The 24,573-nt window shown below is 63.2% G+C and carries 25 protein-coding genes; 7 read left to right on the forward strand and 18 right to left on the reverse strand.

Annotated elements, in window-relative coordinates; translation table 11 throughout:
• Positions 1–49: 49 nt before the first annotated feature.
• From glyS to AC0C6X_RS01140, 4 genes are all read right to left on the reverse strand, one after another.
• Positions 50–2,215, reverse strand: a complete 2,166-nt coding sequence (gene glyS / locus AC0C6X_RS01125) for a glycine--tRNA ligase subunit beta (RefSeq protein WP_247958004.1) — start codon at positions 2,213–2,215, stop codon at positions 50–52.
• Between the two features lie 113 nt (positions 2,216–2,328).
• Positions 2,329–4,269 (reverse strand): DUF2207 domain-containing protein, encoded by a 1,941-nt coding sequence (locus tag AC0C6X_RS01130; RefSeq protein ID WP_472951833.1) that lies wholly within the window; start codon positions 4,267–4,269, stop codon positions 2,329–2,331.
• Between the two features lie 108 nt (positions 4,270–4,377).
• Positions 4,378–5,649 (reverse strand): 3-phosphoshikimate 1-carboxyvinyltransferase, encoded by a 1,272-nt coding sequence (gene aroA / locus AC0C6X_RS01135; RefSeq protein WP_376741621.1) that lies wholly within the window; start codon positions 5,647–5,649, stop codon positions 4,378–4,380.
• Positions 5,650–5,736: 87 nt separating this feature from the next.
• Complete coding sequence (locus AC0C6X_RS01140; RefSeq protein WP_472951442.1) at positions 5,737–6,285, reverse strand: LemA family protein; 549 nt, start codon at positions 6,283–6,285, stop codon at positions 5,737–5,739.
• Positions 6,286–6,532: 247 nt separating this feature from the next.
• Here AC0C6X_RS01140 and AC0C6X_RS01145 point away from each other — a divergent pair, with 247 nt between their 5' ends.
• Positions 6,533–6,730: a hypothetical protein gene (locus AC0C6X_RS01145; RefSeq protein ID WP_173515778.1), complete on the forward strand. Its 198-nt coding sequence runs from the start codon at positions 6,533–6,535 to the stop codon at positions 6,728–6,730.
• Between the two features lie 11 nt (positions 6,731–6,741).
• Here the strand turns inward: AC0C6X_RS01145 and AC0C6X_RS01150 are convergent, their stop codons facing one another.
• The 6 genes from AC0C6X_RS01150 to AC0C6X_RS01175 form a co-directional block, all read right to left on the reverse strand.
• Positions 6,742–6,909, reverse strand: coding sequence for a hypothetical protein (locus tag AC0C6X_RS01150; RefSeq protein WP_247958006.1), 168 nt, complete (start codon positions 6,907–6,909; stop codon positions 6,742–6,744).
• Entirely contained in the window at positions 6,906–7,862 is a 957-nt protein-coding gene (locus tag AC0C6X_RS01155; RefSeq protein WP_058320416.1) for a glycine--tRNA ligase subunit alpha, read from the reverse strand. The genes AC0C6X_RS01150 and AC0C6X_RS01155 overlap by 4 nt, the downstream gene beginning before the upstream one ends.
• Positions 7,863–7,988: 126 nt before the next feature.
• Entirely contained in the window at positions 7,989–8,180 is a 192-nt protein-coding gene (locus AC0C6X_RS01160; RefSeq protein WP_173515777.1) for a hypothetical protein, read from the reverse strand.
• Between the two features lie 27 nt (positions 8,181–8,207).
• Positions 8,208–9,074 carry a S49 family peptidase gene (locus AC0C6X_RS01165; RefSeq protein ID WP_472951445.1) on the reverse strand — a complete coding sequence of 289 codons (867 nt, stop codon included), beginning with the start codon at positions 9,072–9,074 and terminating at the stop codon, positions 8,208–8,210.
• Between the two features lie 198 nt (positions 9,075–9,272).
• On the reverse strand, positions 9,273–10,046 hold the full coding sequence (locus AC0C6X_RS01170; protein WP_173515775.1) for a tRNA1(Val) (adenine(37)-N6)-methyltransferase: 774 nt from the start codon (positions 10,044–10,046) through the stop codon (positions 9,273–9,275).
• Between the two features lie 40 nt (positions 10,047–10,086).
• A complete protein-coding gene (locus tag AC0C6X_RS01175; protein ID WP_173515774.1) occupies positions 10,087–10,308 on the reverse strand; it encodes a putative signal transducing protein in 222 nt (73 codons plus the stop codon).
• 107 nt (positions 10,309–10,415) lie between these two features.
• Here AC0C6X_RS01175 and AC0C6X_RS01180 point away from each other — a divergent pair, with 107 nt between their 5' ends.
• The 4 genes from AC0C6X_RS01180 (at position 10,416) to moaB (ending at position 14,896) form a co-directional block, all read left to right on the forward strand.
• Positions 10,416–11,432, forward strand: a complete 1,017-nt coding sequence (locus AC0C6X_RS01180) for a polyprenyl synthetase family protein (RefSeq protein WP_247958008.1) — start codon at positions 10,416–10,418, stop codon at positions 11,430–11,432.
• A 162-nt stretch (positions 11,433–11,594) separates the two neighbouring features.
• On the forward strand, positions 11,595–13,430 hold the full coding sequence (locus tag AC0C6X_RS01185) for a tetratricopeptide repeat protein (RefSeq protein WP_247958009.1): 1,836 nt from the start codon (positions 11,595–11,597) through the stop codon (positions 13,428–13,430).
• Between the two features lie 7 nt (positions 13,431–13,437).
• Positions 13,438–14,352, forward strand: a complete 915-nt coding sequence (locus AC0C6X_RS01190; protein ID WP_472951448.1) for a 4-(cytidine 5'-diphospho)-2-C-methyl-D-erythritol kinase — start codon at positions 13,438–13,440, stop codon at positions 14,350–14,352.
• A 1-nt stretch (position 14,353) separates the two neighbouring features.
• A complete protein-coding gene (moaB, locus tag AC0C6X_RS01195; protein WP_173515770.1) occupies positions 14,354–14,896 on the forward strand; it encodes a molybdenum cofactor biosynthesis protein B in 543 nt (180 codons plus the stop codon).
• Between the two features lie 281 nt (positions 14,897–15,177).
• On the opposite strand, the gene AC0C6X_RS01200 is transcribed toward moaB, so the two are convergent.
• On the reverse strand, positions 15,178–15,714 hold the full coding sequence (locus AC0C6X_RS01200) for a glycosyl transferase (protein WP_472951450.1): 537 nt from the start codon (positions 15,712–15,714) through the stop codon (positions 15,178–15,180).
• A gap of 183 nt (positions 15,715–15,897) precedes the next feature.
• Here AC0C6X_RS01200 and AC0C6X_RS01205 point away from each other — a divergent pair, with 183 nt between their 5' ends.
• Together AC0C6X_RS01205 and AC0C6X_RS01210 are read left to right on the forward strand one after the other, a co-directional pair.
• The gene (locus tag AC0C6X_RS01205; RefSeq protein ID WP_472951452.1) at positions 15,898–17,055 is read left to right on the forward strand and encodes a PA0069 family radical SAM protein; all 1,158 of its coding nucleotides are present in this window, start codon (positions 15,898–15,900) and stop codon (positions 17,053–17,055) included.
• A gap of 238 nt (positions 17,056–17,293) precedes the next feature.
• On the forward strand, positions 17,294–17,941 hold the full coding sequence (locus AC0C6X_RS01210; RefSeq protein WP_472951454.1) for a ribonuclease HII: 648 nt from the start codon (positions 17,294–17,296) through the stop codon (positions 17,939–17,941).
• 279 nt (positions 17,942–18,220) lie between these two features.
• Here the strand turns inward: AC0C6X_RS01210 and AC0C6X_RS01215 are convergent, their stop codons facing one another.
• From AC0C6X_RS01215 to AC0C6X_RS01245, 7 genes are all read right to left on the reverse strand, one after another.
• Positions 18,221–18,706, reverse strand: a complete 486-nt coding sequence (locus tag AC0C6X_RS01215) for a F0F1 ATP synthase subunit B (RefSeq protein WP_173515766.1) — start codon at positions 18,704–18,706, stop codon at positions 18,221–18,223.
• Between the two features lie 13 nt (positions 18,707–18,719).
• Entirely contained in the window at positions 18,720–19,337 is a 618-nt protein-coding gene (locus tag AC0C6X_RS01220; protein WP_173515765.1) for a F0F1 ATP synthase subunit B, read from the reverse strand.
• A 76-nt stretch (positions 19,338–19,413) separates the two neighbouring features.
• On the reverse strand, positions 19,414–19,641 hold the full coding sequence (locus tag AC0C6X_RS01225) for a F0F1 ATP synthase subunit C (RefSeq protein WP_012707029.1): 228 nt from the start codon (positions 19,639–19,641) through the stop codon (positions 19,414–19,416).
• A gap of 82 nt (positions 19,642–19,723) precedes the next feature.
• On the reverse strand, positions 19,724–20,476 hold the full coding sequence (locus AC0C6X_RS01230; RefSeq protein WP_173515764.1) for a F0F1 ATP synthase subunit A: 753 nt from the start codon (positions 20,474–20,476) through the stop codon (positions 19,724–19,726).
• A 60-nt stretch (positions 20,477–20,536) separates the two neighbouring features.
• Positions 20,537–20,896 (reverse strand): AtpZ/AtpI family protein, encoded by a 360-nt coding sequence (locus AC0C6X_RS01235; RefSeq protein WP_173515763.1) that lies wholly within the window; start codon positions 20,894–20,896, stop codon positions 20,537–20,539.
• Positions 20,897–21,197: 301 nt separating this feature from the next.
• Positions 21,198–22,319, reverse strand: coding sequence for a cell wall hydrolase (locus AC0C6X_RS01240; RefSeq protein WP_173515762.1), 1,122 nt, complete (start codon positions 22,317–22,319; stop codon positions 21,198–21,200).
• Positions 22,320–22,670: 351 nt separating this feature from the next.
• Positions 22,671–24,569 carry a potassium transporter Kup gene (locus AC0C6X_RS01245; RefSeq protein WP_173515761.1) on the reverse strand — a complete coding sequence of 633 codons (1,899 nt, stop codon included), beginning with the start codon at positions 24,567–24,569 and terminating at the stop codon, positions 22,671–22,673.
• Positions 24,570–24,573 lie beyond the last annotated feature (4 nt).

The following is a 24,573-nucleotide window of genomic DNA, read 5'->3' on the forward strand; positions in this document are numbered from 1 at the left end:
GCGCGGCGCTGTAATGCCGCCGGCGGAACCGGCGGCCGACCGTCTCGTCTTAGCCTGAGATCTTGGAGAAATCCGCAACGGTGCCGGTTGCCGAGCGGATCAGACCGAGCAGCGCCAGGCGGTTCGCGCGGATCGCGGCATCGTCGTCATTGACCAGTACGTCGTTGAAGAACTGGTCGACCGGTTCGCGCAGCCTTGCCAGCGCTTCCATCGCCGAGCGGAAGTCTTCCTTGGCAATCGCGTCGCGCGCTTCGCCCGAACCAACTTCAACGGCCCGGTGCAACGCCTTTTCGGCATCGAGCCGGAAGAGGTCGGCATCGACGGCATCGGCGACGGTCGTTCCCTTCTTCTCTTCGGCCGCCAGGATCTGCGTCGCACGCTTGGTGCCGGCCAAGAGGTTCCGGCCTTCCTCGTCGGTGATGAATGCCGTCAGCGCTTCGACACGGCGGGCGATCATCAGAAGGTCGTCCGAATCCGGCGTCAGGACGGCGTCGATCAGGTCGTAACGGGCGCCGAGATCGCGCAGATAGACCTTGAGGCGGTCGTGGAAGAAGGAAAGCAGATCGGTGGAAACGTCGTCCGCGAGTGCCGGCTTTTGTGCCCGCAGAGCGACGAGTGCGGCCTCGAAGGCCGGCAGCAACGGCAGGCGCGCCTTGCCCTCCAGGATCAGACGGATGACGCCCAGTGCTGCGCGGCGAAGCGCATAGGGATCCTTGGAGCCGGTCGGCTTTTCGTCGATCGCCCAGAAACCGACGAGCGTGTCGAGCTTGTCGGCAAGCGCCACTGTCACCGCCACCGGATCGGTCGGTACCCGGTCGGACGGGCCCTGCGGCTTGTAGTGATCTTCGAGCGCATCGGCGACCGACCGCTCTTCGCCCTGCAGCAGCGCGTATTTGTGGCCCATGATGCCCTGAAGCTCAGGGAACTCACCGACCGCCTCCGTGCGCAGGTCCGCCTTGGCGAGCACCGCGGCGCGGTCGACGAGTTTTGGGTCGGCGCCGGTCACCTTGGCGAGTTCGCCGGCCAGTGCCCGGATACGGGCAACGCGTTCGCCCTGCGTGCCGAGCTTGGCGTGGAAGGTGACGTTCAGCGCATCGAGCTTGGCCATGCGCTGGTCGAGCGGCTTATCGAGATCGAGAGCGAACTTCTTGGCGGAGGCCTCGAGCGTCTCGAGATCCGGCAGGTTGCCCTGGTCGCGGTGCCAGAAATGGGCCGCGTCCGAAAGGCGGGCGCGGACGACCTTGCCGTTGCCGTGCACGATCTCCTTGCCGCCGTCCTTCGCCTCGATGTTCGAAACGAGGATGAATTTGTTGGAGAGCGTGTCTGCGCCCGGAACGCGGGTGACGAAGCACTTCTGGTTGGTCTTGATTGTCAGCCGGATGATTTCCGAGGGGATTTCGAGATAGGCGTCCTCGAAGGTCCCCATCAGCACCTGCGGCCATTCGACGAGACCCGAAACCTCTTCCAACAGACCTTCGTCCTCGACAAGCTCAAGACCGTTGGCGAAGGCGGTGTTGCGCGCGTCGGCGACGATCATCTCCTTGCGGCGCTCGCCATCGAGAACGACCTTCGCCTTTTCGAGCTTTTCGGCGTAGTCGGCGAAGCGGCGAACCGTGATCGCCTCCGGCGCATGGAAGCGGTGGCCATAGGTGACGTTCGAGGCGACGATGCCGTCGACCTCGAACGGGATCACGTGCGTTTCCTCGGTCTCCGAACCGAAGGTGCAGACGATCGACTGCAGCGGGCGGACCCAGCGAAGCGCCCCGGGCTTTGCCGACGCCACGCCGGAGCGCATCGGCTTCGGCCAGGGGAAATTGCGGATGATACCCGGCATCGCCTCGGCGATGATCTCTTCGGCCGGTCGACCCGGCTTGACGATGTGGGCGACGTAAAAATCGCCCTTCTTCGGATCGCTATGGACATGCGCTTCGCTGATCGAAGAGAGACCGGCGCCGCGCAGGAAGCCTTCGATCGCCTTCTCGTTGGCGTCGGTGCGCGGGCCCTTGCGCTCTTCGCGGATATCGGCGGAGCGGGCGTTGAGGCCACGGATGTCGAGCGTCAGCCGACGCGGCGTCCAGTATTCGCGCGCACCCTCATAGGTCAGGCCCGCCTCGACCAGGGCATCGGTCAGCAGCTTCTTGAGGTCGCCGGCCGCCTTGCGCTGCAGGCGGGCAGGAATTTCCTCGGAGCGGAGTTCGATAAGAAGATCGGGCATGGGAGTAACTTTTTCTGTTCCTGACGGTTGCGGCGGACTTAGCAATCTCTGGCAAGAATGTCACCAAGCCCGTCGATGAATTTGGCTGTCCATGCGCGGGTGCACAGGCGGTTTCACCAGCCGCCGCCGCCGCCACCACCTCCACCGCCGCCGGAAAAGCCGCCGCCGGACGAAAAGCCGGATGATGACGACTTGGGTGGAGGCGGCAAGGACGACGTCATCGTCTCCGCCATCGAGCCGGCAAAGCCGCCAATGCGGTCGCCGAAGGTGCTGGAGCCGAAACTGTCGCCCTGATACCAGCTCGGCTGATAGGCGGCAGCCGCGGCCGCCCCTGCCGCGGCCGCGAGCAACCAGCGATCGAAGGTCTCGGTCCAGGGCTTTTCGACGCCGAGCGCCACCGCATAGGGGAGCAGCGTTTCGAAATGTCGGGGCGACATTTCAGGCGCGCCCTGCATGTTCATCCGGTCCTTCTCCGCGAGCGTCATATACTGCCTGAGCCCGTCGATGCCATCCATCATCCGTGTGCCGAGCGGCGTCGGCGCGCCCATCAGGAAGAAGAACAGCACATTGACGAGAACAATGGCGCCGATAACGAACAGCAGGGGCAACTCGTCCGTCTCGGCCGCGGAATAGAAGACGGCGGCGAGGATCGCCGAGAAGATCGTGAAGGCCACGAAGCCGATGAAGGCGACGACCACGATCGACATGATCCGGCTCATCAGGCTCTTCTCGCGGCGCAGCGACTTGCCGAAGGAGACGGCGAGGATCGATACGAAGAAGGCGATAAAAACCGGAACGATCACCAGCGGCAGGCTGTCTTCGCTGAGGTCGCCGAAGAAGAACACGGCCGCGACGGCCAGCACCGACAGGATGACGCCGGCAACCACGTAGCCGGTGTTTTCCAGATAATATTTGCCGCGGTGCTCGCGCTCCATGGCACTGCGGAAATCGGCTCCGGTCGCCTGCACCCGCGTGCCATGGGCGCGATCGATGGTGAGCTTGCCGCCCGCGCCGTTGACCGCCTTCATCACGGCCGCTTCGCCGGTCGGCAGCTTTTCGTCGCCCTTCTCGCCGGTCGCGGCGATCACGATGGCGTTCTTCAGGTCCTCGAGGACCACATGACCCTTGACCGCAAGGTTGAGCGCGGCCGCCGACAGCGCCGTCCAGCCCTCGCCGGAGAAGCCCTTGTTGTCGATATAATTGACGAGCGCCGGCGAGATGCCGTCCGGCGGATCCCAGCGCGGCACCATGACGCCGCGATCCGGGTCGCGCCCGACCCTCAGCCAGGCCTGGCCGTAATACAGCAGCACGACGACGAGCCCGGCACCGGCGATGACCAGCGCGAGGTGATCGCGCAGCCACCAGGCGTTCTCCTGGCTCGAGGAAGGCCTGTCGATGCTACCCTTCGGCATCTTGATCGCGATCGTCAGCCCTTCCCGCGGATCGAGGCGGCGGGTGGTGGCGAAGAAGATCTCGCTGCCATCCCGCCATGCGCGGGCGTCCTTGCCGGTCGCGCCGTAACCGCCGGTGAAGAAATCCAAGGCTTCGGCCCTGACGCCTTCCGGCAGGGTCACCGTCGCGCTTGCCTCGTCGATCGGAAAGTCCCACTCCGTGCCGGTCACGTTCCAGTAGAGTTCGTCATGATCGTCGAAGAAACGGATCTGCCGGCCGGTTTCGTAGGTGAACTGAAACGTGTGCTCGCCCGGCTCCAGAAACACCTCGGCCGAGCCGGTGTAGATGCGGATGCCGCCGCTGATCGATTCCGTGCGGTAGGGCTCCTCGTCGCCGTCGCGCTCGACCGACAGCAGCTTGAAGTCCACCTTGCTGCGCTTGCCCTTCGCATCGGTGAAGGTCAAAGGCAGGTCGCGGTAGATGCCGCGGCGGATCTTGTTGCCCTCGACGGTCGCCGTGATCGTCTCGGTGACGGTCATCGTGCCATCCTTGGCGACATCGATGACGGAACGATAGGCGGAGAAGACCTCCTCCGCCCGACCGATGCCCGCCGTTGCCAGCAAAAACACCAGAAAGGCAAAAGCGGCAGCAAGACGGGCCATGCGGATCAAGCTTTCTTCCGGTTGAAGTTCAAGTCACGCGGTCGATCTGATTGGTTAGAACGGGATGCGGGCGGAATCCGCATACACTTTTCCTCATCCCGCTCCGGCTCAGGGCCGGTCGCCGGTGAATTCGACGCCGAGGGATGCGAGCGCATCCCAATAGGCCGGATAGGTCTTCGCAACGCAGCCTGGATCCTGGATGGTGATGCCGTGGATCTTCAGGCCGGCAAGCGCGAAGCTCATGGCGATGCGGTGATCGGCGAAGGTGTCGATCGAGGCCGGCAAGGTCTGGCCGGCAAGCGCAGGGTCGGAAGAGACGATCAGGTCGTCGCCTTCCTCATGAGCCAGGCCCGGCCGGATTGCGGAGAGCCCCAGCGAAAGCGCTCGCACCCGATCGCACTCCTTGACGCGCAGGTTTGCGAGTCCGACGAAGCGCACCGGCGTGTTGTTGAAGGCGGCGAGCACGGCGATCGTCGGGATCGCGTCCTGCATCTGCGAGCCATCGATGACGGCAGGCAGGTTCGGGAAGCTGGCGATCACCGCATGGGCGCGCGCATCCGGCTGCGAGAAGGCCGTCGCCGGCACGCCGAGATCGATGGCACCACCGGTCAGGACTTCCGCCGCCCAGAGATAGGTGGCAGCCGAAGCGTCCGGCTCGATGACATAGTCGGCCGCCCGATATCCTGTCGGCGCAACCTGCCAGACGGACGGGCTCACCTGCTCGACTTCGGCACCGAAGGCCCGCATGGCGGCAACGGTCAGGTCGATATAGCCGCGCGCGCCGATCTCGTCGCCGGCAAGCTCGATGCTGACCGGCCCCCTGGCGCCAGGTGCTGCCATCAGCAAGGCCGAGACATATTGGCTGGAAAGGCCGGCATCGATGACGACGCGGCCGGCCGGGAACCCGCCCGTGCCCTTGACGATAACCGGCGGGCAGCCGGTTTCGGAGGCGATCTCGACGCCGAGGGTACCAAGCGCCTCGACCAGCGGCTTGATCGGCCGCTTGCGCATGTGCTGGTCGCCGTCAACGACGACGGTGCCGTCGACGAGCGCCGCGGCCGCCGTCAGGAAGCGGGTCGCCGTACCTGCATTGCCGAGGAACAGCGGTACGGCCGGCGGCTTGAGTTTGCCGGTGCTGGTCACAACGAAGGTGGTTTCATCCGGCTCGTCGACCTCGACACCCATCGCCCTCAGCGCATCCGCCATGTAGCGGGTGTCGTCGCTCTTCAAGGCACCGGTCAAGCGGCTCGTGCCTTTCGCAAGGCCTGCGAGCAGCAGCGCACGGTTGGTGATCGACTTCGAGCCCGGGGGGCGCACATGGCCGCGGAGCGGATGGTCGGTCGGCAGGATGGTCAGCTTCTTCATGGTATCGGTCGTCATCGAATGAGGTCTCTTGATGCGAATTGAGCCGCAGCGAGAGCCCGCGGCCGGAATGTTCATGGCGACCGGAGTCGCGGATGGAAGGGGTCAGAACTTGACCTGCGGCACCGCGCGATCGGCCTCGTTGGTGATCTCGAAATAGCCGGCTTTCACGAAGCGGAAAGCGTTGGCGATGAGGTTCGACGGGAAGCTTTCGACCTTGACGTTGAGGTCGCGGGCAGCACCGTTGTAATAGCGGCGCGACATCTGGATCTCGCCTTCGATCGTCTCCAGCGAGCGCTGCAGTTCGGCGAAATTCTCATTGGCCTTCAGGTCCGGATAGGCTTCCGCGAGCGCGAACAGCTTGCCGAGCGCCTGGGACAACGCGCCTTCGGCCTCAGCCCGCCCCTCGATGTCGCCGGCCGGCACCGCCTGCGCCCGGTTGCGCATGGCGATCACCTCTTCGAGCGTCGACTTCTCGTGCGCCGCGTAACCTTTCACCGTTTCGATCAGGTTCGGAATGAGATCGGCACGACGCTTCAACTGCACATCGATGCCCGACCAGGCCTCCTCGGCGATCTGCCGCGCCTTGACGAGACCGTTATAGACGAAAACCAGATACAGGATCACGACGACGGCGATTGCCAGACCGATCATAGGGCACCCTCCAAAGAATTCGCGCAGAGATTAGCATTCGTGTCTCAGCTTCATAGCGCTTTCTGCAGCATTCGGGCCGAGAAACCCACTCCTCCCCGATTGCCATCCGCAAGGTGAACGCACTGTTCACCGCAGCAACGCGCCCTCACGGCAAAACACCTCGGTTCCTGTTCCAACGGTAACGGCGACCAGGCGGGCGATCGGCGATAGTCGCCCTATCGAACAACCCGAAGCCGAAGTGAAGACCATGAAAACGCTCGCAACCTTCATCAACGTGATCGCCTTTACGGCGCTCTTCGTTGCCTATGCGAGCGTTGGTTCCGCCGAACGGCCGACCGGTGTTCGCCGCGCCCTGCAGACCTATTCCGGCCAAGTCTACACTGGCGCCTATCCGACGCTGAAGGCGTTCTGCAAGAACGACATCAACGCCACGCAGATCATCTGACCGCCGATGGATCAGCGATCTGGGCCGCGCGCAAACAGCGCCTCGGCCGGATTGATCAGCGTGTGATTGTCGGCGAGCGGCGCGCCCAGCCTCTCGGCCAAATGACGCGCGATCGTCAGCTTGCCGGTTTCGGGCCAGCCATTGATGTGAACGACGAGCCCGGGCGTTTGCGCGGTCAAGCGGCGTCCCGGTTGAAGTTCGCGCCGCCGGCGTCGGTCAAGAGGAAGGCTTCGCCGCAGGCCTTGGCCAGCGTGCGGACGCGCAGGATGTAGCTCTGGCGCTCCGTGACCGAAATGACGCCACGGGCATCGAGCAGGTTGAACACGTGGCTCGCCTTGATGCACTGGTCATAGGCGGGGAAGACACACTTGTGCAGTTGATTGTTGCTGTGATCGCCCGGCGCGCCGGCAGCCAGCAGCGCCTGGCATTCCGCTTCGGCATCGATGAAGTGCTGATGCAGCATCGCGGTGTTGGCGTACTCGAAATTGTAGCGCGAATATTCCTGCTCTGCCTGCAGGAAGACGTCGCCATAGCTGATCTTCTCTGCGCCCTCGCGGCCGTTGAAGTTCAGGTCGTAGACGTTGTCGACGCCCTGAACATACATGGCGAGACGCTCGAGACCGTAGGTCAATTCGCCGGAAACCGGCGAGCATTCGATGCCGCAGACCTGCTGGAAATAGGTGAACTGCGACACTTCCATGCCGTCGCACCAGCACTCCCAGCCAAGGCCCCAAGCACCGAGCGTCGGGCTTTCCCAGTCGTCCTCGACAAAGCGGATATCGTGCAGCAGCGGGTCGAGGCCGATGGCCTCCAGCGAGCCGAGATAGAGCTCCTGCAGGTTGGACGGGTTCGGCTTCAGAAGCACCTGGTACTGGTAGTAGTGCTGCAGGCGGTTCGGGTTTTCGCCGTAGCGGCCATCGGTCGGGCGGCGCGACGGCTGCACATAGGCGGCGCGCCACGGACGGGGCCCGAGCGCACGCAAGGTCGTTGCCGGATGGAAGGTGCCGGCGCCCACTTCCATGTCGTAGGGCTGCAGCACGGCGCAACCCTTGTCGGCCCAGTAGTTGTGCAAAGTCAGGATCAGGGCCTGAAACGAGCGCTTCGGGTTCATATGATCGGGCAGAGTGGTCATGGATCGCGTCCGGATTTCTTCTAAAAATGAGCCGGACTGGTGCCACGCCTGATGACAGGGGTCAAGCAACTACAACGCCGGCCCGCCAATTAGACGCGCCGGAGCCTCTGCGCCCTGCGATCCCATCTATTCGTCGTCGCGTTTCAGCCTGTACTCACCGGTCTCGGGATCCTGGACCAGCGTGCCTTGCGCGCCGGTCCGCTCCTCGCGGCGGGTCTGTTCACGTTGGCGCGTCAATTTCCGCGCATCGGCCACGAACTTGCGATAGCCGAGCCAGAAAATGAAACCTGCAATCAAGAGCAGGATGAGTTGCGGCATTTTTCCTCCAAGGGCGACGCGCGCGGGCTAGAGCCCGAACCGCGCCCACAATGCCCTTTCCTCGATCGCTTCGGCAAGACTCGCTGCCGCCGACGCTGCCAGGGGCTCGGCGATGGCGCCGGCAACGGCCGCGCCGGTCTGCCGGCGGCCGAAAAAGCTGCGCACCGGCTGGATGAGTTCGAGTCGCGCCTTTTCGCCGTAGCGCTTCTTCACCTCGCCGCGCAGGTCGCCGAGACCGTCGATGAGCCCCAGTTCCAGCCCACGTCGGCCGGTCCAGAAGAGCCCGGTAAAGATATCCGGATCATCAGCGAGCATCTGCCCGCGACGGGCCTTGACCATTTGGATGAAGGTATCATGGATATCGAACTGCAGGTGCTTCAGAAACGCGATGTCGCGTTCCTTTTCCGGCTGGAACGGATCGAGCATCACCTTGTTTTCGCCAGCGGTATAGACACGTCGCTCGACACCGATCTTCTTCAGCAGTTCCGGAAAGCCGAAACCGCCCGAGACGACACCGATCGAGCCGACGATCGAGGTCGGATCGGCGATGATCTCGTCACCGGCGAGCGCGATCATGTATCCGCCGGAGGCGGCAACGTCCTCGACAAAGATCAGGACGCGCTTCTTCTTTTCCTCGGCGAGGTCCCGGATGCGCTGGTAGACAAGGCGCGACTGCACCGGGGAGCCGCCGGGCGAATTGACGGAGATCGCGACAGCGGGGGCGTCCTTCACCGCGAAAGCCTTTTCCAGGAGCGGTGCCGCCGTCGCCAGGTTGAGCACGGGCCGGAACTGCCCGCCGCCGGCCATGATCGCTCCGTGAAGCCGGACGACGGGGACCGTCACGCCTTCGCTGCGAAACCGCCTCGGCAACAACCGTCTCAGGAACGCCTTCATTTCAACTCCTGCCTGCTAGGTCCGATGATTTGGCTCGGATCGGCCCAAAATCATAACCGTGACCGGTTCTCATAAGTTAGAGCGGAATGCGCGCGGAAACCGCATACATTTTCCTCATCGCACTCCGACGACCAAGTATTCTGGCCTGTCCATGCCATGTATGCACTGGCGCGGCAAACGCAATCCGCATACGGTAAATCAGCGGCGGCGATAGGCGGCTCGACCATTGTTGAGATCGTCGACATGATCGGCGAAGCGGTGCCCTTCTTCATGCATGACGAGAGGCGCGCGCAGTACCAGCCGCTTGCGGCTCTGCTTGATCGCCGTCACCAGGATCCGCACGGCGTTTTCGCCGACGCGCGGATGAAGCGCCGTGATCTCGATGCCGCCGAAACGGCGGCCGCAGGCGGCGATGATCTCCGCGATCGATTCCGGCCGGGCGATCAGCGACAACTGTCCGCCCGGCTTCATGATTGCCCCGGCGGTTTTCACCCAGACCTCGAAGAGCCCGTCGCTCATCGCATGCGCCTCCGCCTTGAGACTATCCGGCGTCTTGCGGTCGGAAGCATCATTGAACGGCGGGTTCATGATCACGTGATCGAAGCTGTCATCGGCGAGGCCCGCGGCGACACGCGCCCTGCCGGCAAGCGAGACATCGGCCTCCAGCACAGAGACCCGCGACGCAAAGCGGGCGTTTTCGGTGAGCTTCAGGCTGCGGCGGGCATAGTCCGCCATGATCGGCGAGCGCTCCACCAGGACCACCTCCGCGCCTTCGATCCGCGAGGCGACGGCCATGCCGGCAGCACCTGCACCGGCGCCGAGATCGGCGACGCGGCAGGGACGGTCCGCGGAAACGAGCGACGCCAGCAGCATCGCATCCATGCCGGACCGATGCCCCTGCCCCAGCGGCTGGACGACGTGGAACTTGCCGCGATGAAAGGCATCGACGGTTTCAGCCGCAGCAGACGTCATGATTCTTGCACCTGCAGCGTGACCGGTTTGCATGGCACCCTCACGGCCGCAACTCCGCCTCGAGCCCGGCGTCGATCAGGATCCGCCGCGCGGCTTGCGCGTCTTCATCCGCAACCAGGAAACGGCGGGGCAGCAGGCCGAGCGAGCCTTCCAGAATACTCATCCCCTGATCGGCAATGAGACATGCGATGCCGGCATCCTTCATCAGGCTCTCGGCAAAGGAGAGCACGACGGCATCGTTGGTACGGATCAATTCCTTCATCCGGCGGTTTTTCCTGTCCTATTTCAGCAAGCGGGACAATTCGCCTCTTGCCGCACGTGGCACCCCTTCCTATTGTCGAAAGCGACAATGAAAACAGGAGTCCCGGTGTGGGCGTAGTGATACCGCTGGAAGACAGCAAAAACAAACAGGCGTCCGTTAAGCCGCTCGTCGACCTGACTGCGCCGGACATGGAGCGCGTCAACCAGCTCATCCTGTCGAAGGCCGGCTCCGACGTTCAGATGATTCCCGAGGTCGCCAACCACCTGATTTCTTCCGGCGGCAAGCGGCTACGCCCGATGCTGACGCTCGCCTCCGCTTCGATGTTCGGCTACGAGGGCGACGCCCACGTCAAGCTCGCCACCAGCGTCGAGTTCATGCATACGGCGACGCTCCTGCACGACGACGTCGTCGATGAAAGCGATCTTCGCCGCGGCAGGTCCACCGCACGCACGATCTGGGGCAACCAGGCGAGCGTTCTCGTCGGCGACTTCCTGCTCGGCCAGGCGTTCCGCATGATGGTCGATGTCGGCTCGCTCGACGCGCTCGACGTGCTGTCGACCGCAGCCTCCGTCATCGCCGAAGGCGAAGTCCTCCAGCTTTCCGTTGCCAAGAACATGGAAACGACCGAGGACGACTATCTGCAGGTCATCCGCGCAAAAACCGCGGCACTCTTTGCCGCTGCCGCCGAAGTCGGGCCGATCGTCGCCCAGACCAGCAAATCCGATCGTAACGCGCTCAAGTCCTATGGCATGAACCTCGGCCTCGCTTTCCAACTCGTCGACGACGTGCTCGACTACGGCGGCTCGTCGAGCGACCTCGGCAAGAATGTCGGCGACGATTTCCGCGAAGGAAAGATCACGCTTCCGGTGATCCTGTCCTACCGTCGCGGAACGGCGGAAGACCGCGCCTTCTGGCGCGAGGCGATCGAAGGCGGCGACAGCAGCGATGCCAATCTCGACAAGGCGCTCGGCCTGATCAAGCGCTATGGCGGCTTGAGCGATACGATCGCGCGCGCCCAGCACTATGGCACGATCGCCCGCGATGCTTTGGCACCGCTGCCGGCCTCACCCTGGAAATCAGCTCTCACGGAAGTGATCGACTTCTGCATCGATCGGGTAAGCTGACGGGACCTCGGCCGTACCGGGACGAACGACAGGAATTTCTTGCCGCATTGCGCCAAAAAAGCCATTCTATTCCTCAAGAGTTGTGCTGGGCTATATGTGGCTGACTCCGACAACAACCCTTAGTGGTGCGCAAGGCCGAGCAATCGGCACGAAAGGTTTGACATGCGGCAAATGACGATCCTCCGCCTCCTCAGCGGCGCAGCACTGCTGGCTCTCGCCGCAGTCAGCGGCAGCCACCAGGCCTTCGCGGAAGACAAGGCTGCCGCCGTCGAGGAAAGCGAGCCCTTTGACATCAAATCGGTGAACACCTTCGCGGGCGCTTTCCTCGCTGCCCGTACGGCCGATACGGATCGCGATTTCGCATCCGCCACCGAGCTCTACAAGATCGCGCTGCAGTTCGAACCCAATAACAACGACGTCAAGCAGCGTCTGATGATCACCTTGCTGATGGCCGGCCAGTTCGACGAAGGCGCGAAGATTGCCGACCAGCTCAAGTCCGACCCGGCCGTCGAGCGCATCACCACCGTGATCCGCGCAATCGAAGCGATCCGCAAGCGCGAGTATCGCAATGCGCAGAAGCTCCTGAACTACCAAGGCCCCAACGACCTCGACCGGCTGATGAACGGCCTGCTTTCCGCCTGGGCGAAATTCGGCCAGGGCAAGCCGAAGGAAGCGCTGGCACAGATCAACGGGCTCGAAGGTCCCGACTGGTTCCGCGTGTTCAAGAACTATCACGCGGGGGCGATCGCGGTTGCCGCGGGCGACAAGCAGACAGCCCGGACCAGGCTCAACGATGCCATTCTGGACCGCGAAGGCGGGAGTGCGGCGCCTGACACGTTCATGCGGGCGGTCGAAGCGCTCGCTCGTTTCGAGGCGCGCGAAGGCAACAAGCAGAAGGCGCTCGACACCGTCGCCGTCGGCGAAAACATGGTCAACAACTATACGCCGCTGCAGGCGCTGAGGGCCGATATCGAGAACGGGGTTCCGCAGGAACAGCAGGTCAAGAACGCCAGCCAGGGTACTGCAGCGGTGCTCTTCTCCATTGGTGCTGCGCTCAATCGCGAGGGCGCCGAGGACATCGTTTCGCTCTACCTGCAGACCGCCCGCCGGCTCGACCCCGACAGTGCCGACATTCTGGTGATGCTCGGCGGTATTGCCGAGAACCTGAAGAAGCCGAACGAGGCGATCGAGCTCTACAAGGCAATACCGGAGACTTCTCCAATGCGGCGGGTCTCGGAACTGCAGCTCGGCTTGAGCCTCGCCAGCATCGGCAAGGTCGACGAGGCGAAGAAGCACCTGAAAGCGCTGATCGACGTCGATCCGAAGAACATCCGCAACTATCTCGCCTATGGCAGCGTGCTCTCCGATGCCAAGGACTACAAGGAGATGGGCGAGCTTTACGACAAGGCCGTCGAACAGATCGGGCCCGTACCGAAGCGCAGCGACTGGACCGTATTCTTCCAACGCGGCATCGCCTACGAGCGCCAGAAGCTCTGGGACAAGGCCGAGCCGAACTTCCGCAAGGCGCTGGAACTCAACCCGGACCAGCCGCAGGTGCTGAACTATCTCGGCTATTCCTGGGTCGACATGAACATCAACCTCGATGAAGGCCTCGAGATGATCCGCAAGGCGGTCGAACTGAAGCCCGACGACGGCTACATCGTCGATTCGCTCGGCTGGGCCTATTTCCGCATGAATCGCTTCGACGACGCGGTGGTGGAACTGGAGAAGGCGGCTGAACTGATGGCCGGCGACCCGACGATTAACGACCACCTTGGTGATGCCTACTGGCGTGTCGGCCGCAAGCTCGAAGCGGTGTTCCAATGGACGCAGACGCTGGAATTGAAGCCCGAGGAAGCCGAGATCCCGAAGATCAAGGCGAAGATCGAAAATGGCCTGCCGCCGCTGAAGGAAGAGGTTCCGGCCTCGGCCGACGCGAAGGAAACCGCGCCGAAGAAGGCGATCCCGGAAGCGCCGGCGCCGGACAAGAAGTCCTGATCGATCCATGACCGAGGACGGCATTGCGGGCTTCACGCTGACGCGCGCGGCGCCCGCAAAGATCAATCTGGCGCTTCACGTCGTCGGCCAGCGGGCCGACGGCCACCATCTTCTCGAAAGTCTCGTCACCTTTGCCGATCGCGGCGACCGGATCGGGTTTGCATCGGCAGACGCCGATCTTTTCACCGTGTCGGGGCCCTTTGCGGCCGAACTGCCGATGGATGCCAGCGCTGAGGGCGGAAATCTGGTTCTAAAAGCGCGAGACCTCCTGCGTGAAGAGCTGCGGTCCCGCAACCCCGCCGCTGCCGGCCCTGTCCATCTGCATCTCGAAAAGAACCTTCCCCTCGCTTCCGGCATCGGCGGCGGCTCCGCCGACGCGGCGGCAACGCTTCTTGGGCTGCTCGAGCTTTGGGGCGCGACGATCGAACCCTCCCGCCTCGATGCGATGGCATTGACGCTCGGCGCCGACGTACCGATGTGCCTCGCCGCCAAACCTCTCGTGGCGAAGGGCATCGGCGAGGACATCACGCCGCTTGCCGACCTTCCATCCCTGCCCCTCGTGCTGGTCAATCCGCTCGTCGGCGTCTCGACGCCTGTCGTCTTCCGGACGCTCGCGAACAAGACCAATCCGCCGCTCGTGCTGCCTCTGGACTTGAAGACGATGGACGACTGGCTGTCGGCCATGGCAACGATGCGCAACGACCTGCAGCCGCCGGCGCAACAATTGCAGCCCGTGATCAGCGACGTCTGCCAGGCGCTCACGGAAGCCGGAGCGATCCTGGTGCGGATGTCAGGCTCGGGCGCCACCTGCTTTGGCATTTTCGACGACGGTGAACGCGCGGCTGCGACAGCGCGCACTCTTTCGGCGGCGCAGCCCGGCTGGTACGTTCTCGCCTGCAACACGACAGGGAGAGACAGGTAGAATGGCCGGCATCGACGAAAAACGTCCCTTCATTCCCGTCGGAATCGCCATCCTTACGGTGTCCGACACACGCACACTCGCCGATGACAAATCAGGCGACACGCTGGAATCGCGCGTGCGAGACGCAGGCCACCGCCTGGAAGCACGCGCGATCGTGCCAGACGATCAGGCGAGGATCTACGAGCAAGTGAAGGCCTGGACGCTCGAGCCAGCGATCGACGTGGTGATCACGACGGGCGGCACGGGATTTACCGGCCGGGACGTGACGCCGGAGGCGCTGGAGCCACTCTTCGAAAAACGCATGGACGGCTTCTCCGAGATCTTCCATCGGATCTCCTACGAGAAGATCGGCACCTCGACCATCCAGTCGCGCGCGACCGGCGGCGTCGCCAATGCCACCTTCATCTTCGTTCTGCCGGGATCGCCGGGCGCCTGCCGCGACGCGTGGGACGGCATCTTGAAGCAACAGCTCGACTACCGGCACATGCCCTGCAACTTCGTCGAGATCATGCCGCGGCTCGACGAACACCTGAAACGCGGCTGAGCCGGAGCCGCTGCGGCCCCTCGCTCTTCGAGCCTGTTACCTTTGTAACAGACAGCCATTTTTCCCGTCATTAGCGTCCGATGTCAGCCCAGCGAGATCGGCCGCCGCACCTTTCTTCGGGCTGCAAGGACACCTCCCCGCCGCTATTCCCGGGCGGGGAGGACAAGGGGATACGACGTGCAGCCAGAATGCTGCCCGGCAAGAAATTTATCAGACACGGTCATTTGAGAGCCACCTTGAGGTGCCGTCCCGCGGGGACTGGCACCTTTCTCATGCGGCAATCAGCGAGGCCCCGGCGCCCGCCTGCTTTCGACGGCAACCCAGGCCGGAACGAGTTCCGTCGAGAGTTTGCGAACGGTCCGGACATTCGTCATGTCACCAAGGCATCGGTTGCCCTCGGCCACCGTCAGCGCATCGTGTTTGCTCATCAGGAAACCCGCTTCCAGCGGTTTCTTCCGCCGGACCAATCGTCGGAGGAACGGCCTGCGGTGCATTCTGGAATCGGAGAAGCGCGCAGGTGTCCTGTTGAGCGCGACATATTCGGCAAGCTCGTCGACCCACCGACCGATCGGGCGGGCACCGGGTTCCAGCAGCATCAGCCATTCGCCGCGTGCCGAACGCACGATTTCGCGGAGATTCCAGTCGACGCAAAAGCGGCAGCCGGCCGCTTCCGCCACACGCGATGAGCCGTCCTTGGAGCCGTGATCGAGGATGATCACATCACTGACCAGGCCCTCCACGGCGCCGGCGACGAGCACCGACAGCGTCTGAACCAGCTCGGCTTCGTTGTCTCGCGTTTCCATGATGATCGTCAGCATAGCTCGTCCTACCGCATCACCGCCACAATTGCTACATGCCCGGCCGGCGTTGGTCGCGAACCGGGAAGCGCGGATCCCCGACCAAACCGCCGCTGTTTTTTGTTCTTGAATTGTTCTCGTATTCACGATAGGAAAATAATCAGAACAAAACGGGATCAGATATCTGATTCCGGGGAGATTCCAATGAACGAGCTGTCTCAGATCAGGCAGGGCGCGCTTGCGCCCGCCAATACGGCGGACGTCGCCGAAGCGATGATGAGCGCAACGGGCCTGCGGATCGACATCGACCGCCGCCGCGGACGCGGCGCCGGGCTCAACATGTCAGGCCGCTTCGAGCCGCAGGCGCGGGAAAGCTTCGACGATGGCTGGGAAAGCCTGGAGGATCTGCCGCCCTTCAAGACCGAGGTCCAGGTCGAGAAGCCACGAACGGTGATCACCCGGAACGAATCCCCCGATATTTCCTTCGATCGTTCGATCAATCCCTACCGCGGCTGCGAGCACGGCTGCATCTATTGCTTCGCCCGGCCGACGCACGCCTTCATGGGTCTGTCGGCGGGCCTGGATTTCGAGGCGAAGCTCTTTGCCAAGCCGGACGCGGCGCGGCTGCTGGAGCGCGAATTGGCGCGGCCGGACTACAAGGTCAGGCCAATCGCCATCGGCACCAACACGGACCCCTATCAGCCGATCGAAAAGGAATGGCGCATCATGCGCCAGATCCTCGAAGTGCTGAGGGACGCCAACCATCCGGTCATGATCGTCACCAAGTCGGCGATGGTCACTCGCGACATCGACATTCTCGCGGCGATGGCCGAGAAGGGGCTGGTGCGCGTCGGTATTTCGGTCACGACGCTCGACCGAAAGCTGGCGCGAACGATGGAGCCGCGCGCTGCGACGCCGGCCAAGCGGCTGGAGGCGATTCGCGCCATGGCCGAGGCCGGTATCCCAGCCGGCGTTCTCGTCTCCCCGATCATCCCGGCACTCAACGACCATGAGATCGAAAGGATTCTCGAAGCGGCGAGGACGGCCGGGGCGACGGAGGCGAGCTATGTGCTCCTGCGGCTGCCGCTGGAGGTGAGCCCGCTGTTTCGCGACTGGTTGCTGCGCAACTATCCGGATCGCTACCGGCACGTCATGTCGCTCGTCCGCTCCATGCGTGGCGGCAAGGACTATGACGCCGAATTCGGCAAGCGCATGAAAGGCGCCGGTCCCTATGCCTGGCAGATCGGCCGCCGCTTCGATCTCGCCACCAAGCGCCTCGGCTTCAACCCGACGCGCCGGCAGTTGCGTGACGATCTGTTCGTGCCGCCGCTCGGAACGGGGGTGCAGCTCTCGCTTCTTTGAAGTTTTCCGGAATGGCCAGCGCGATGGCTATTCCGGCTTTGTGACCAACGATGCGCGCCGAGGATGCCGGGAAATGGGAGAGCTATCGCCCCCTTCAGGCAATCCGGTCTGAACGTTGGAAGGTCACAAAGCAGTTCCGATGCCCTGCCCCCGCCTGGGGCATCGGTTATCCCCCGTCCGCCGCCGCACTCGGACCTGGGGGCTTGAAGAGAATCGGTCGATCATGCGAATTAGACTCATGTCTCGCAGGTCGTCCGATTCTCCCCTTTTTCCCGATATCATCGAAGCGCCCGATTTCAGTTTTGAACTCTCGGCAAAGAGCGACGGTTTCTGGCCGGTCGCCGGCGCCGATGAGGCCGGCCGCGGTCCGCTCGCAGGGCCCGTCGTGGCAGCCGCAGTCATCCTGAATCCGGACGCCATTCCCGAAGGCCTCGATGACAGCAAGAAGCTTAGCGCGCAGGCGCGCGAGAAACTGTTCGACGAAATCCTCGCGACGTCGCACGTGTCGATCGCCTCAGCCTCCGCCGGCACGATCGATGCCACGGATATCCGCAAGGCAAGCCTGGAGGCGATGCGGCGCGCCGTGGCGGGCCTTCCCTCCCCCGCGCGCTTCGTGCTCGTCGACGGCTGCGACGTGCCGCCTGGGCTTCCTTGCCACGCCAAGGCTGTCGTGAAGGGCGACGCGCGATCGCTGTCGATCGCCGCCGCTTCGATCGTCGCCAAGGTCACACGCGATCGCATGATGGCCCGCGCTGATCTCGCCCACCCAGGTTATGGCTTCGCGCTCCATGCCGGCTATGCGACCGTGACCCACCGTCGCGCGATCGAGACCCATGGCCCCTGCGCCCTGCACCGTATGAGCTTCCGTCCGCTGCGGCAGGACTGAAAGCCGCGGAGCGCTTCCCGGGAGTGCCGGCGCCGGCCCGCCAGCTTGCAAGAAGGTCGAAGCGCCAGCACGTGCCCTGTGAGCCCAGACAAAGGTGCACTTCAAACAGATGTTTTTTCCGGGGCTCGCTGGTGCCGCGCCGGATGGCTCGCTGCGAACAGGAGGCCTGTGCGCCATATGGCCCCACTGGCCAGAGCCTGCAGCCGATCCCCGGCGCATGGCGCAAACAGAAAGCCCCGCACGGGGCGGGGCTCTCTTCAATCGGGAATGGGCCGAGGCTTAGTTCAGGCGTGCCTTGACTTCGCCGAGCGCCTTCTTGAACAGGTCGTTCTGTGCACCGGCGTCGGCCTTGGCGGCAACGACCTTCTCGGCAGCGGCGATTGCCAGATCGACGGCAGCGGAGCGGACGGCGTTGATCGCGTCGCTTTCGGCCTGCTTGATCTTCTGCTCCGAGAGAGCCGTGCGGCGGGCAACGTATTCCTCGGTCTTCTGCTTGGCTTCCGCCGTCAGCATTTCGGCCTCGCGCTGAGCGGCAGCGACGATACCGGCGGCTTCCGCCTCGGCATCCTTGCGCTTGCGCTGGTACTCGGCGACAAGGCTCTGTGCTTCTTCGCGCAGACGCTTCGCCTCGGTCAGTTCGTTGCCGATCTTTTCGGCGCGGGCGTCGAGCGCCTTGCCGACCATGCCCGGAACCTTGAGATAGGCGATCAGAGCGAAGAACAGGATCAGGCCAACGAAGGCATAGAAAGTTGCATCAAGATGCATAGCTCAGTGCTCCTCAGTTGCCAGCCGATGCCTTGACGGCAGCGGTGATCTCGGCCTTGGTGACGGTTCCACCGATCAGCTGCTTGACGACAGCGGTCGCGGTTTCCTCAGCGATGGCGCCGACGTCTGCCAGGGCCTTTGCCTTGATGTCGGCGATGCGGTCTTCCGCAGCCGAGATCTTCTTGGCGAGATCGGCTTCGACGGCCGTGCGGTCTGCCGTTGCCTTGGCCTTTGCGGATTCGCGGGCGTCGTCAGCGATCTTGTGACCCTTGGACTTGGCCGCCGCCAGGTCCTGCTCGTAGGAGGCGATGGCCGCGTCGGCTTCGCCCTTGAGGCGGGACGCTTCATCGAGATCCTGAGCGATCCGATCGTGACGGGTTTCGAGAATTCCGCCGATGCGCGGAATGATGACCTTCGACATCAGGAGATAGAAGAGGCCGAACGTGATCGCGAGCCAGAGCAGCTGCGATGCGAAATGAGTCGAATCGAAGGGCGGGAACACGCCGGAGCCAGCCTCGCCTTCGTGGGCCACACCCGTTTCGGTGTGCACCTCACCGGCCGCAGCGGCATCGTGTGCTTCGGCGCCTTCAGTGGTGGTTGACTGCTGGGCATAGGCCGCGGTCACAAACATGCTCACCTCCAGGTGCACTCAAGAATATGCGCGGCCGCGGCCTTTTCACGGGCCGCGGCCGAAACTCCAGCCGGTATTAGACGGCGAAGAGGAGGAGCAGGGCTACGAGCAGCGAGAAGATGCCCAGAGCTTCCGTAACGGCGAAGCCGAATACGAGGCGGCCGAACTGGCCGTCAGCAGCCGACGGGTTACGCAGCGCGCCGGACAGGTAGCTGCCGAAGATGTTGCCGAGGCCGAGAGCCGTGCCGGCCATGCCGAGGCAAGCGAGACCTGCGCCGATGAACTTTGCTGCTTCCGCTTCCATGTTTGAACTCCTTCGAATGGTGTTGCGGCTTAGGATTGCGCTTCCGGCGGAGGGCCGGCCGGAAGCAAGCGACTGTTATTCCTTAGTGGCTTCCGGGATGGACAGCGTCGTTGAGGTACATGCAGGTCAGTACCGCGAAGACATAGGCCTGGAGGAAGCAGACGAGGAATTCAAGACCGGTAATGGCGACGGTCATGATGAGCGGCAGGATGGCACCACCGATGCCGAGAGCGCCGAGTGCGCTCAGCGAGGTGACGAAGCCTGCGAAGACCTTCAGCGTGATGTGGCCGGCCAGCATGTTGGCGAAGAGACGGACCGAGAGGCTGATGGGGCGGGAAAGGAACGAGATGATTTCGATCGCGACGACGAGCGGCAAGAGCACGCCGGGGACGCCATGCGGCACGAAGAGCTTCAGGAAGCCGAGACCGTGCTTGTAGAAGCCATAGAGAATGACGGTGCCGATCACGAAGACGGCGAGCGCGAAGGTGACGATGATCTGGCTGGTGACCGTGAAGAAGTAGGGCATCATGCCGAGCAGGTTCGCCGTCAGGATGAACATGAACAGCGAGAACACCATCGGGAAGAACTTCATGCCGCCGCTGCCGGCGCCTTCGCGCAGCATCGAGGCGATGAATTCATAGGACATTTCGGAGACCGACTGCATGCGGGTCGGGATCAGACCGCGCTGCGACGTCGTCAGATAAAGGAAGCCAGCGGCAGCACCCACGGTCGCAACCATGAACAGCGACGCATTGGTGAAGGAAAAGTCAATTCCGCCAATCTCGATCGGGACAATCTTGTTGACCAGGAACTGGTGGGTCGGATCGTTTGACACCGCGCTTCTCTTTCGTTCTGCCCGCCCGAGAGCGGAAACCGTTTTCTTCGGGACAACGCCTCAGTGGGCGTCTCCGTCCTTCTTGTCATTCCCAGAGCCATCTCTTCCGGCTTCCGGTGTCGCCACCATACCGGCCGAGCGCAGCACATTCAGCACGCCGGCGCAGAAGCCAAGAAGCAGGAAGACGATCATGCCCCACGGCCCTGTACCCGCAAAGTGGTCCAAAAGATAGCCCAGAAACGCCCCGACAACGATACCGGCGATGAATTCGCTCGAGAGCTTCATCGCCGCCGCATAGCCCTTGCGGCTGTCGGCAGCACGGGCCTCTGCTGCATCAGGCGCATGAGGCTTCTTTGCCTCAATCTTCTCGCCGAGCTGCTTCAGCCGCGCTTCCAGACTTTCTTCAGGTTTCTCCGCCACGTGGCCACTCCCTTGCCGTCCTAATCGGGTCTCAGACCGCGATTTCGGTCATACAATAGGCCATCATTCAAGCCACGTTTCGGCCCCATTTGAAGTCGCGCGCAACATAGTTTTAGGCACCCGCATAGTCAAGGCATGCGGGCTGCTTGGGCGTGGACAATATTATTACGATAATTCAAATGGTTAGAGGCAAAAAGCTTGATCCGCGACAAGGTTGCCGCAGGATTCCTGCGCTCTGCCGGCCGGATTCTCCACTCTATGGCCAGACAGAAAAAGACGGCGGAATCGAGTCCGGCGCCGGTCAGCTCCAGCCGCCACCATAGGTCCGGTAGAAGACGTGCATGCCGATCTTGCCGACCCGCTTCATCGTCTTTGCCCACGGCGGATTGACGTAGGTCGCATGGTAATGGGTGGCCGACCCCACTTCCGGCAGCCAGATCTTGCCGGCCGTGACAGCCATCGCGACTTCCTTGGCCATCTTCCAGTGCGAGCGGGAATAGATCAGGTCGCGGATCATGTCGCAGGCGAAGGAAAACTGGCAGCGATTGCGCCAGGCCTTGTTCTGATAGACGACGCCGCAGATGGTCTTCGGGTAGGTCGGATTGCGGACACGGTTGAGAATCACCTGCGCGACGGCTGCCTGACCCTTGAGCGACTCGCTGCGCGCTTCGAAATAGATGCCTTCGGCAAGGCAGGTCTGCTCTTCCTTGCTGAAGACCGTCGGCGGCAGCACGGTTGCTGCCCAGGCATGATCGTCGGGTGAGATTTCGGGAATGAAGCGACCCGCGTTCTTGTCTTCGCGCAGGATCGAGTCGAAGGGCGATTCACGCGCATAGTCCGGCTCAGGCCGGACGTAGGCAGTCGCAAGAATGTCGGGCTTGTCGTTGGTCACGAGCTTGGCCAGCATGGGCGAAACGCCGGGATCCGCCTTTGGTGGCTTCTTCCTATAGAAGGCCGTGGCGATCTCGATCTCCTTGCCCTTGATGCGTGACTTGGCGAAGACCATCTTCTCGCCCTCCTCGAAGCGCGGCTCCGTCAGGGAACTCGTGCGCTGCAGGATGGAGCCGGCGGTGAAATCCTTCGGCGGCGTCACCGGCGTGACCGCGACGATGCGTCCCTTCTTGTCGCGACGATTGATGCGTTCCTCGTCGGGCGTGCCGGAGTGTTTGGTCTCGGAAGTGAGTGCGACGCGGCTGCCATCGGGCATGTCGATGCCGGCGCCGCCATCGAGCGCGCCCGTCGTGATCGGATCGGCGAAGACCATCTCGACTTCGTGGATCGAACCCGCCGGCGACGGCGTCATGTACATGCGCCAGCGTTCGCCGCCGCGATTGATGCCGGACAGGAAGGTCGCGAGGTCCGCATAGGCGGCGACGGAGGGGAAGCCGAGATAGAGCGTGAGGCCGATGATTGCAGGCGCCATCCACGTGGACACGTTCAGGCGAGACTTTTGACGCAGGTTCCGACTCTTACGCACCAACCGACTCCACGCGACGCTTGACTGACGGCACGGCTCCGCCCGCGCCGGCGAGAAGCCAGCGTCGGAGATTCCGCGCGGGAAGCTAAGACAATGAGGCGGCCGGACACCCCGCCGGAGCCGCTTCGTTCGAGCCTTGAAAATGAAGCATTAACCTTGATGTTTGGTTAATGCCGCTACGCCGAAGGACATGTGCTCAGAAAGCGAGTGGAGCCGCCCCGGGCGGGAACGGCTCCGCTTTATCGCTCTGCGCAGGCAAAGCCCCCCTGCCTGGTTCACCCGGGAGGGGCAAAAGGATCAGATGATGACGTGCGAGCCGAGTTCGACGACGCGGTTGGTCGGCAGGCGGAAATAATCGGACGGGTCGATTGCCGCGTTGGCAAGCGCGATGAACAACCGGTCCTGCCAATGCGGCATGCCGGATTCGGCATCGGGCACGAGCTTGCGGCGACCGAGATAGAAGGAGGTCGACATGATGTCGAACTTCAGACCCGATTTGCGGAAAAGACCAAGCGCCTGCGAGACGTTCTGCGTTTCCATGAAGCCGAAGCGCATCTCGAGCAGCGTGAAGCGGTCCGAAAGCGGCTGCATGCTCACCCGCTCGGATTTCGGAACTTTCGGCGTGTTGGCGGTTCGGATCGTCAGAATGAAGTTCTGATTGTGCAGCACGTGATTGTGCTTGATGTTGTGGAGCAGCGCGGCCGGGGTCGATTCCGGATCGCTCGTCAAGAACACGGCCGTTCCGGGGACGGCCACCGGCGCATGCTCGCTCTTGCGCTCGATCGACTTGATGAAGCTCGCCAATGGAATGTCGATATGGCGCGTCTTGGCGTGCAGGATTTCGGTTCCGCGCCGCCAAGTCCACATGATGATGATGAAGGTGGCGGCGATCATGATCGGCACGTAGCCGCCGTCGTGGACCTTTAGCATGTTGGCGCCGAGGAAGATGAACTCCAGCGCAAACAGCGGCAGCAGCACGGCAGCCGCCCAGACCGCCGACCAGTTCCAGCGCGTGCGCAGGAACTCGAAGGAAAGCACCGTCGTCACCACCATCGCACCGGTGACCGAAATGCCGTAGGCGGTGGCGAGCGATTCCGACGAACCGAAGACGAAGACGAGCGCCATGACGCCGAACATCAGCAGCGTGTTGACGTTCGGAAGATAGATCTGGCCCGTATGCGTCTCCGACGTGTGGAAGATCGCCATGCGCGGCAGGAAACCCAGGTGGATCGCCTGACGGGTCAGCGAAAAGGCGCCGGTTATCACCGCCTGGCTGGCGATAATGGTGGCCGCGGTCGCAAGAATCACCGCCGGCAGCAGCGCCCATTTCGGGAACATCAGGAAGAACGGGTCGGACATGCCTTCGGGGTTCTTGAGTACGAAGGCACCCTGGCCAAGGTAGTTGAGGGTCAGCGCCGGGAAGACGATGACGAACCACGCCCACTGGATCGGGCGGCGACCGAAATGCCCGAGGTCGGCGTAGAGCGCCTCGGCACCCGTCACCGTCAGGAACACGGCGCCCAGAACGATGATGCCGACATAGCCCTCGGTGAGCATGAAGCTCACGGCATAGTAGGGATTGAACGCCTTGAAGATCGACATGTCATCGGCGATGTGGAGCAGTCCGACAGCACCCATGGCCAGGAACCAGACGAGGGTGATCGGCCCGAAGAAGTTGGAGACCGCCGCAGTCCCCTTGGACTGCACGGCGAAGAGCAGCAGCAGGATGACCACCGCAATCGGAACCACGTATTCCGATAGCGCCGGCGTCACCAGCTTCAGACCTTCGACGGCCGAAAGAACCGACAGGGCCGGCGTGATCATCGCATCGCCGATGAAGAGCGCTGCGCCGGCAATTCCCATGAAGAAAAGGATCGACGCGTGGCCGCTGGCGGACTTCATCAGAAGGGCGAGCAGCGACAGCGTGCCGCCCTCGCCCTGGTTGTCGGCGCGCAGCAGGAACAGCACGTATTTGATCGTGACGATGATCGTCAGCGTCCAGATCATCAGCGAGATCAGGCCGATGATCTCCACGTCGGTCACGCCGTCGTGGGAAACCGGGCGCAGCGCTTCGCGAAAGGCATAGAGCGGGCTGGTGCCGATATCGCCATAGACGACACCGATCGAGCCAAGCCCGAGGATCAGCAAGCGACGCAGATCCTTCGGCTCGTGGGAGGGGGCATGCGGTTGGGTCATGCAA

It is taken from the genome of Ensifer sp. VA4 (genome assembly GCF_055710065.1).

What these genes read in the sequence shown, in the direction of transcription:
- AC0C6X_RS01245 (WP_173515761.1), bottom strand. Translation starts at nt 24,569, where the DNA reads ATGACCCAACCGCATGCCCCCTCCCACGAGCCGAAGGATCTGCGTCGC.
- AC0C6X_RS01160 (WP_173515777.1), bottom strand. Translation starts at nt 8,180, where the DNA reads ATGCCGCAACTCATCCTGCTCTTGATTGCAGGTTTCATTTTCTGGCTC.
- AC0C6X_RS01240 (WP_173515762.1), bottom strand. Translation starts at nt 22,319, where the DNA reads ATGGCGCCTGCAATCATCGGCCTCACGCTCTATCTCGGCTTCCCCTCC.
- AC0C6X_RS01175 (WP_173515774.1), bottom strand. Translation starts at nt 10,308, where the DNA reads ATGAAGGAATTGATCCGTACCAACGATGCCGTCGTGCTCTCCTTTGCC.
- moaB (WP_173515770.1), top strand. Translation starts at nt 14,354, where the DNA reads ATGGCCGGCATCGACGAAAAACGTCCCTTCATTCCCGTCGGAATCGCC.
- aroA (WP_376741621.1), bottom strand. Translation starts at nt 5,649, where the DNA reads ATGACGACCGATACCATGAAGAAGCTGACCATCCTGCCGACCGACCAT.
- AC0C6X_RS01170 (WP_173515775.1), bottom strand. Translation starts at nt 10,046, where the DNA reads ATGACGTCTGCTGCGGCTGAAACCGTCGATGCCTTTCATCGCGGCAAG.
- AC0C6X_RS01210 (WP_472951454.1), top strand. Translation starts at nt 17,294, where the DNA reads ATGTCTCGCAGGTCGTCCGATTCTCCCCTTTTTCCCGATATCATCGAA.
- glyS (WP_247958004.1), bottom strand. Translation starts at nt 2,215, where the DNA reads ATGCCCGATCTTCTTATCGAACTCCGCTCCGAGGAAATTCCTGCCCGC.
- AC0C6X_RS01200 (WP_472951450.1), bottom strand. Translation starts at nt 15,714, where the DNA reads ATGCTGACGATCATCATGGAAACGCGAGACAACGAAGCCGAGCTGGTT.
- AC0C6X_RS01140 (WP_472951442.1), bottom strand. Translation starts at nt 6,285, where the DNA reads ATGATCGGTCTGGCAATCGCCGTCGTCGTGATCCTGTATCTGGTTTTC.
- AC0C6X_RS01215 (WP_173515766.1), bottom strand. Translation starts at nt 18,706, where the DNA reads ATGCATCTTGATGCAACTTTCTATGCCTTCGTTGGCCTGATCCTGTTC.
- AC0C6X_RS01190 (WP_472951448.1), top strand. Translation starts at nt 13,438, where the DNA reads ATGACCGAGGACGGCATTGCGGGCTTCACGCTGACGCGCGCGGCGCCC.
- AC0C6X_RS01185 (WP_247958009.1), top strand. Translation starts at nt 11,595, where the DNA reads ATGCGGCAAATGACGATCCTCCGCCTCCTCAGCGGCGCAGCACTGCTG.
- AC0C6X_RS01205 (WP_472951452.1), top strand. Translation starts at nt 15,898, where the DNA reads ATGAACGAGCTGTCTCAGATCAGGCAGGGCGCGCTTGCGCCCGCCAAT.
- AC0C6X_RS01130 (WP_472951833.1), bottom strand. Translation starts at nt 4,269, where the DNA reads ATGGCCCGTCTTGCTGCCGCTTTTGCCTTTCTGGTGTTTTTGCTGGCA.
- AC0C6X_RS01165 (WP_472951445.1), bottom strand. Translation starts at nt 9,074, where the DNA reads ATGAAGGCGTTCCTGAGACGGTTGTTGCCGAGGCGGTTTCGCAGCGAA.
- AC0C6X_RS01220 (WP_173515765.1), bottom strand. Translation starts at nt 19,337, where the DNA reads ATGTTTGTGACCGCGGCCTATGCCCAGCAGTCAACCACCACTGAAGGC.
- AC0C6X_RS01145 (WP_173515778.1), top strand. Translation starts at nt 6,533, where the DNA reads ATGAAAACGCTCGCAACCTTCATCAACGTGATCGCCTTTACGGCGCTC.
- AC0C6X_RS01225 (WP_012707029.1), bottom strand. Translation starts at nt 19,641, where the DNA reads ATGGAAGCGGAAGCAGCAAAGTTCATCGGCGCAGGTCTCGCTTGCCTC.
- AC0C6X_RS01155 (WP_058320416.1), bottom strand. Translation starts at nt 7,862, where the DNA reads ATGACCACTCTGCCCGATCATATGAACCCGAAGCGCTCGTTTCAGGCC.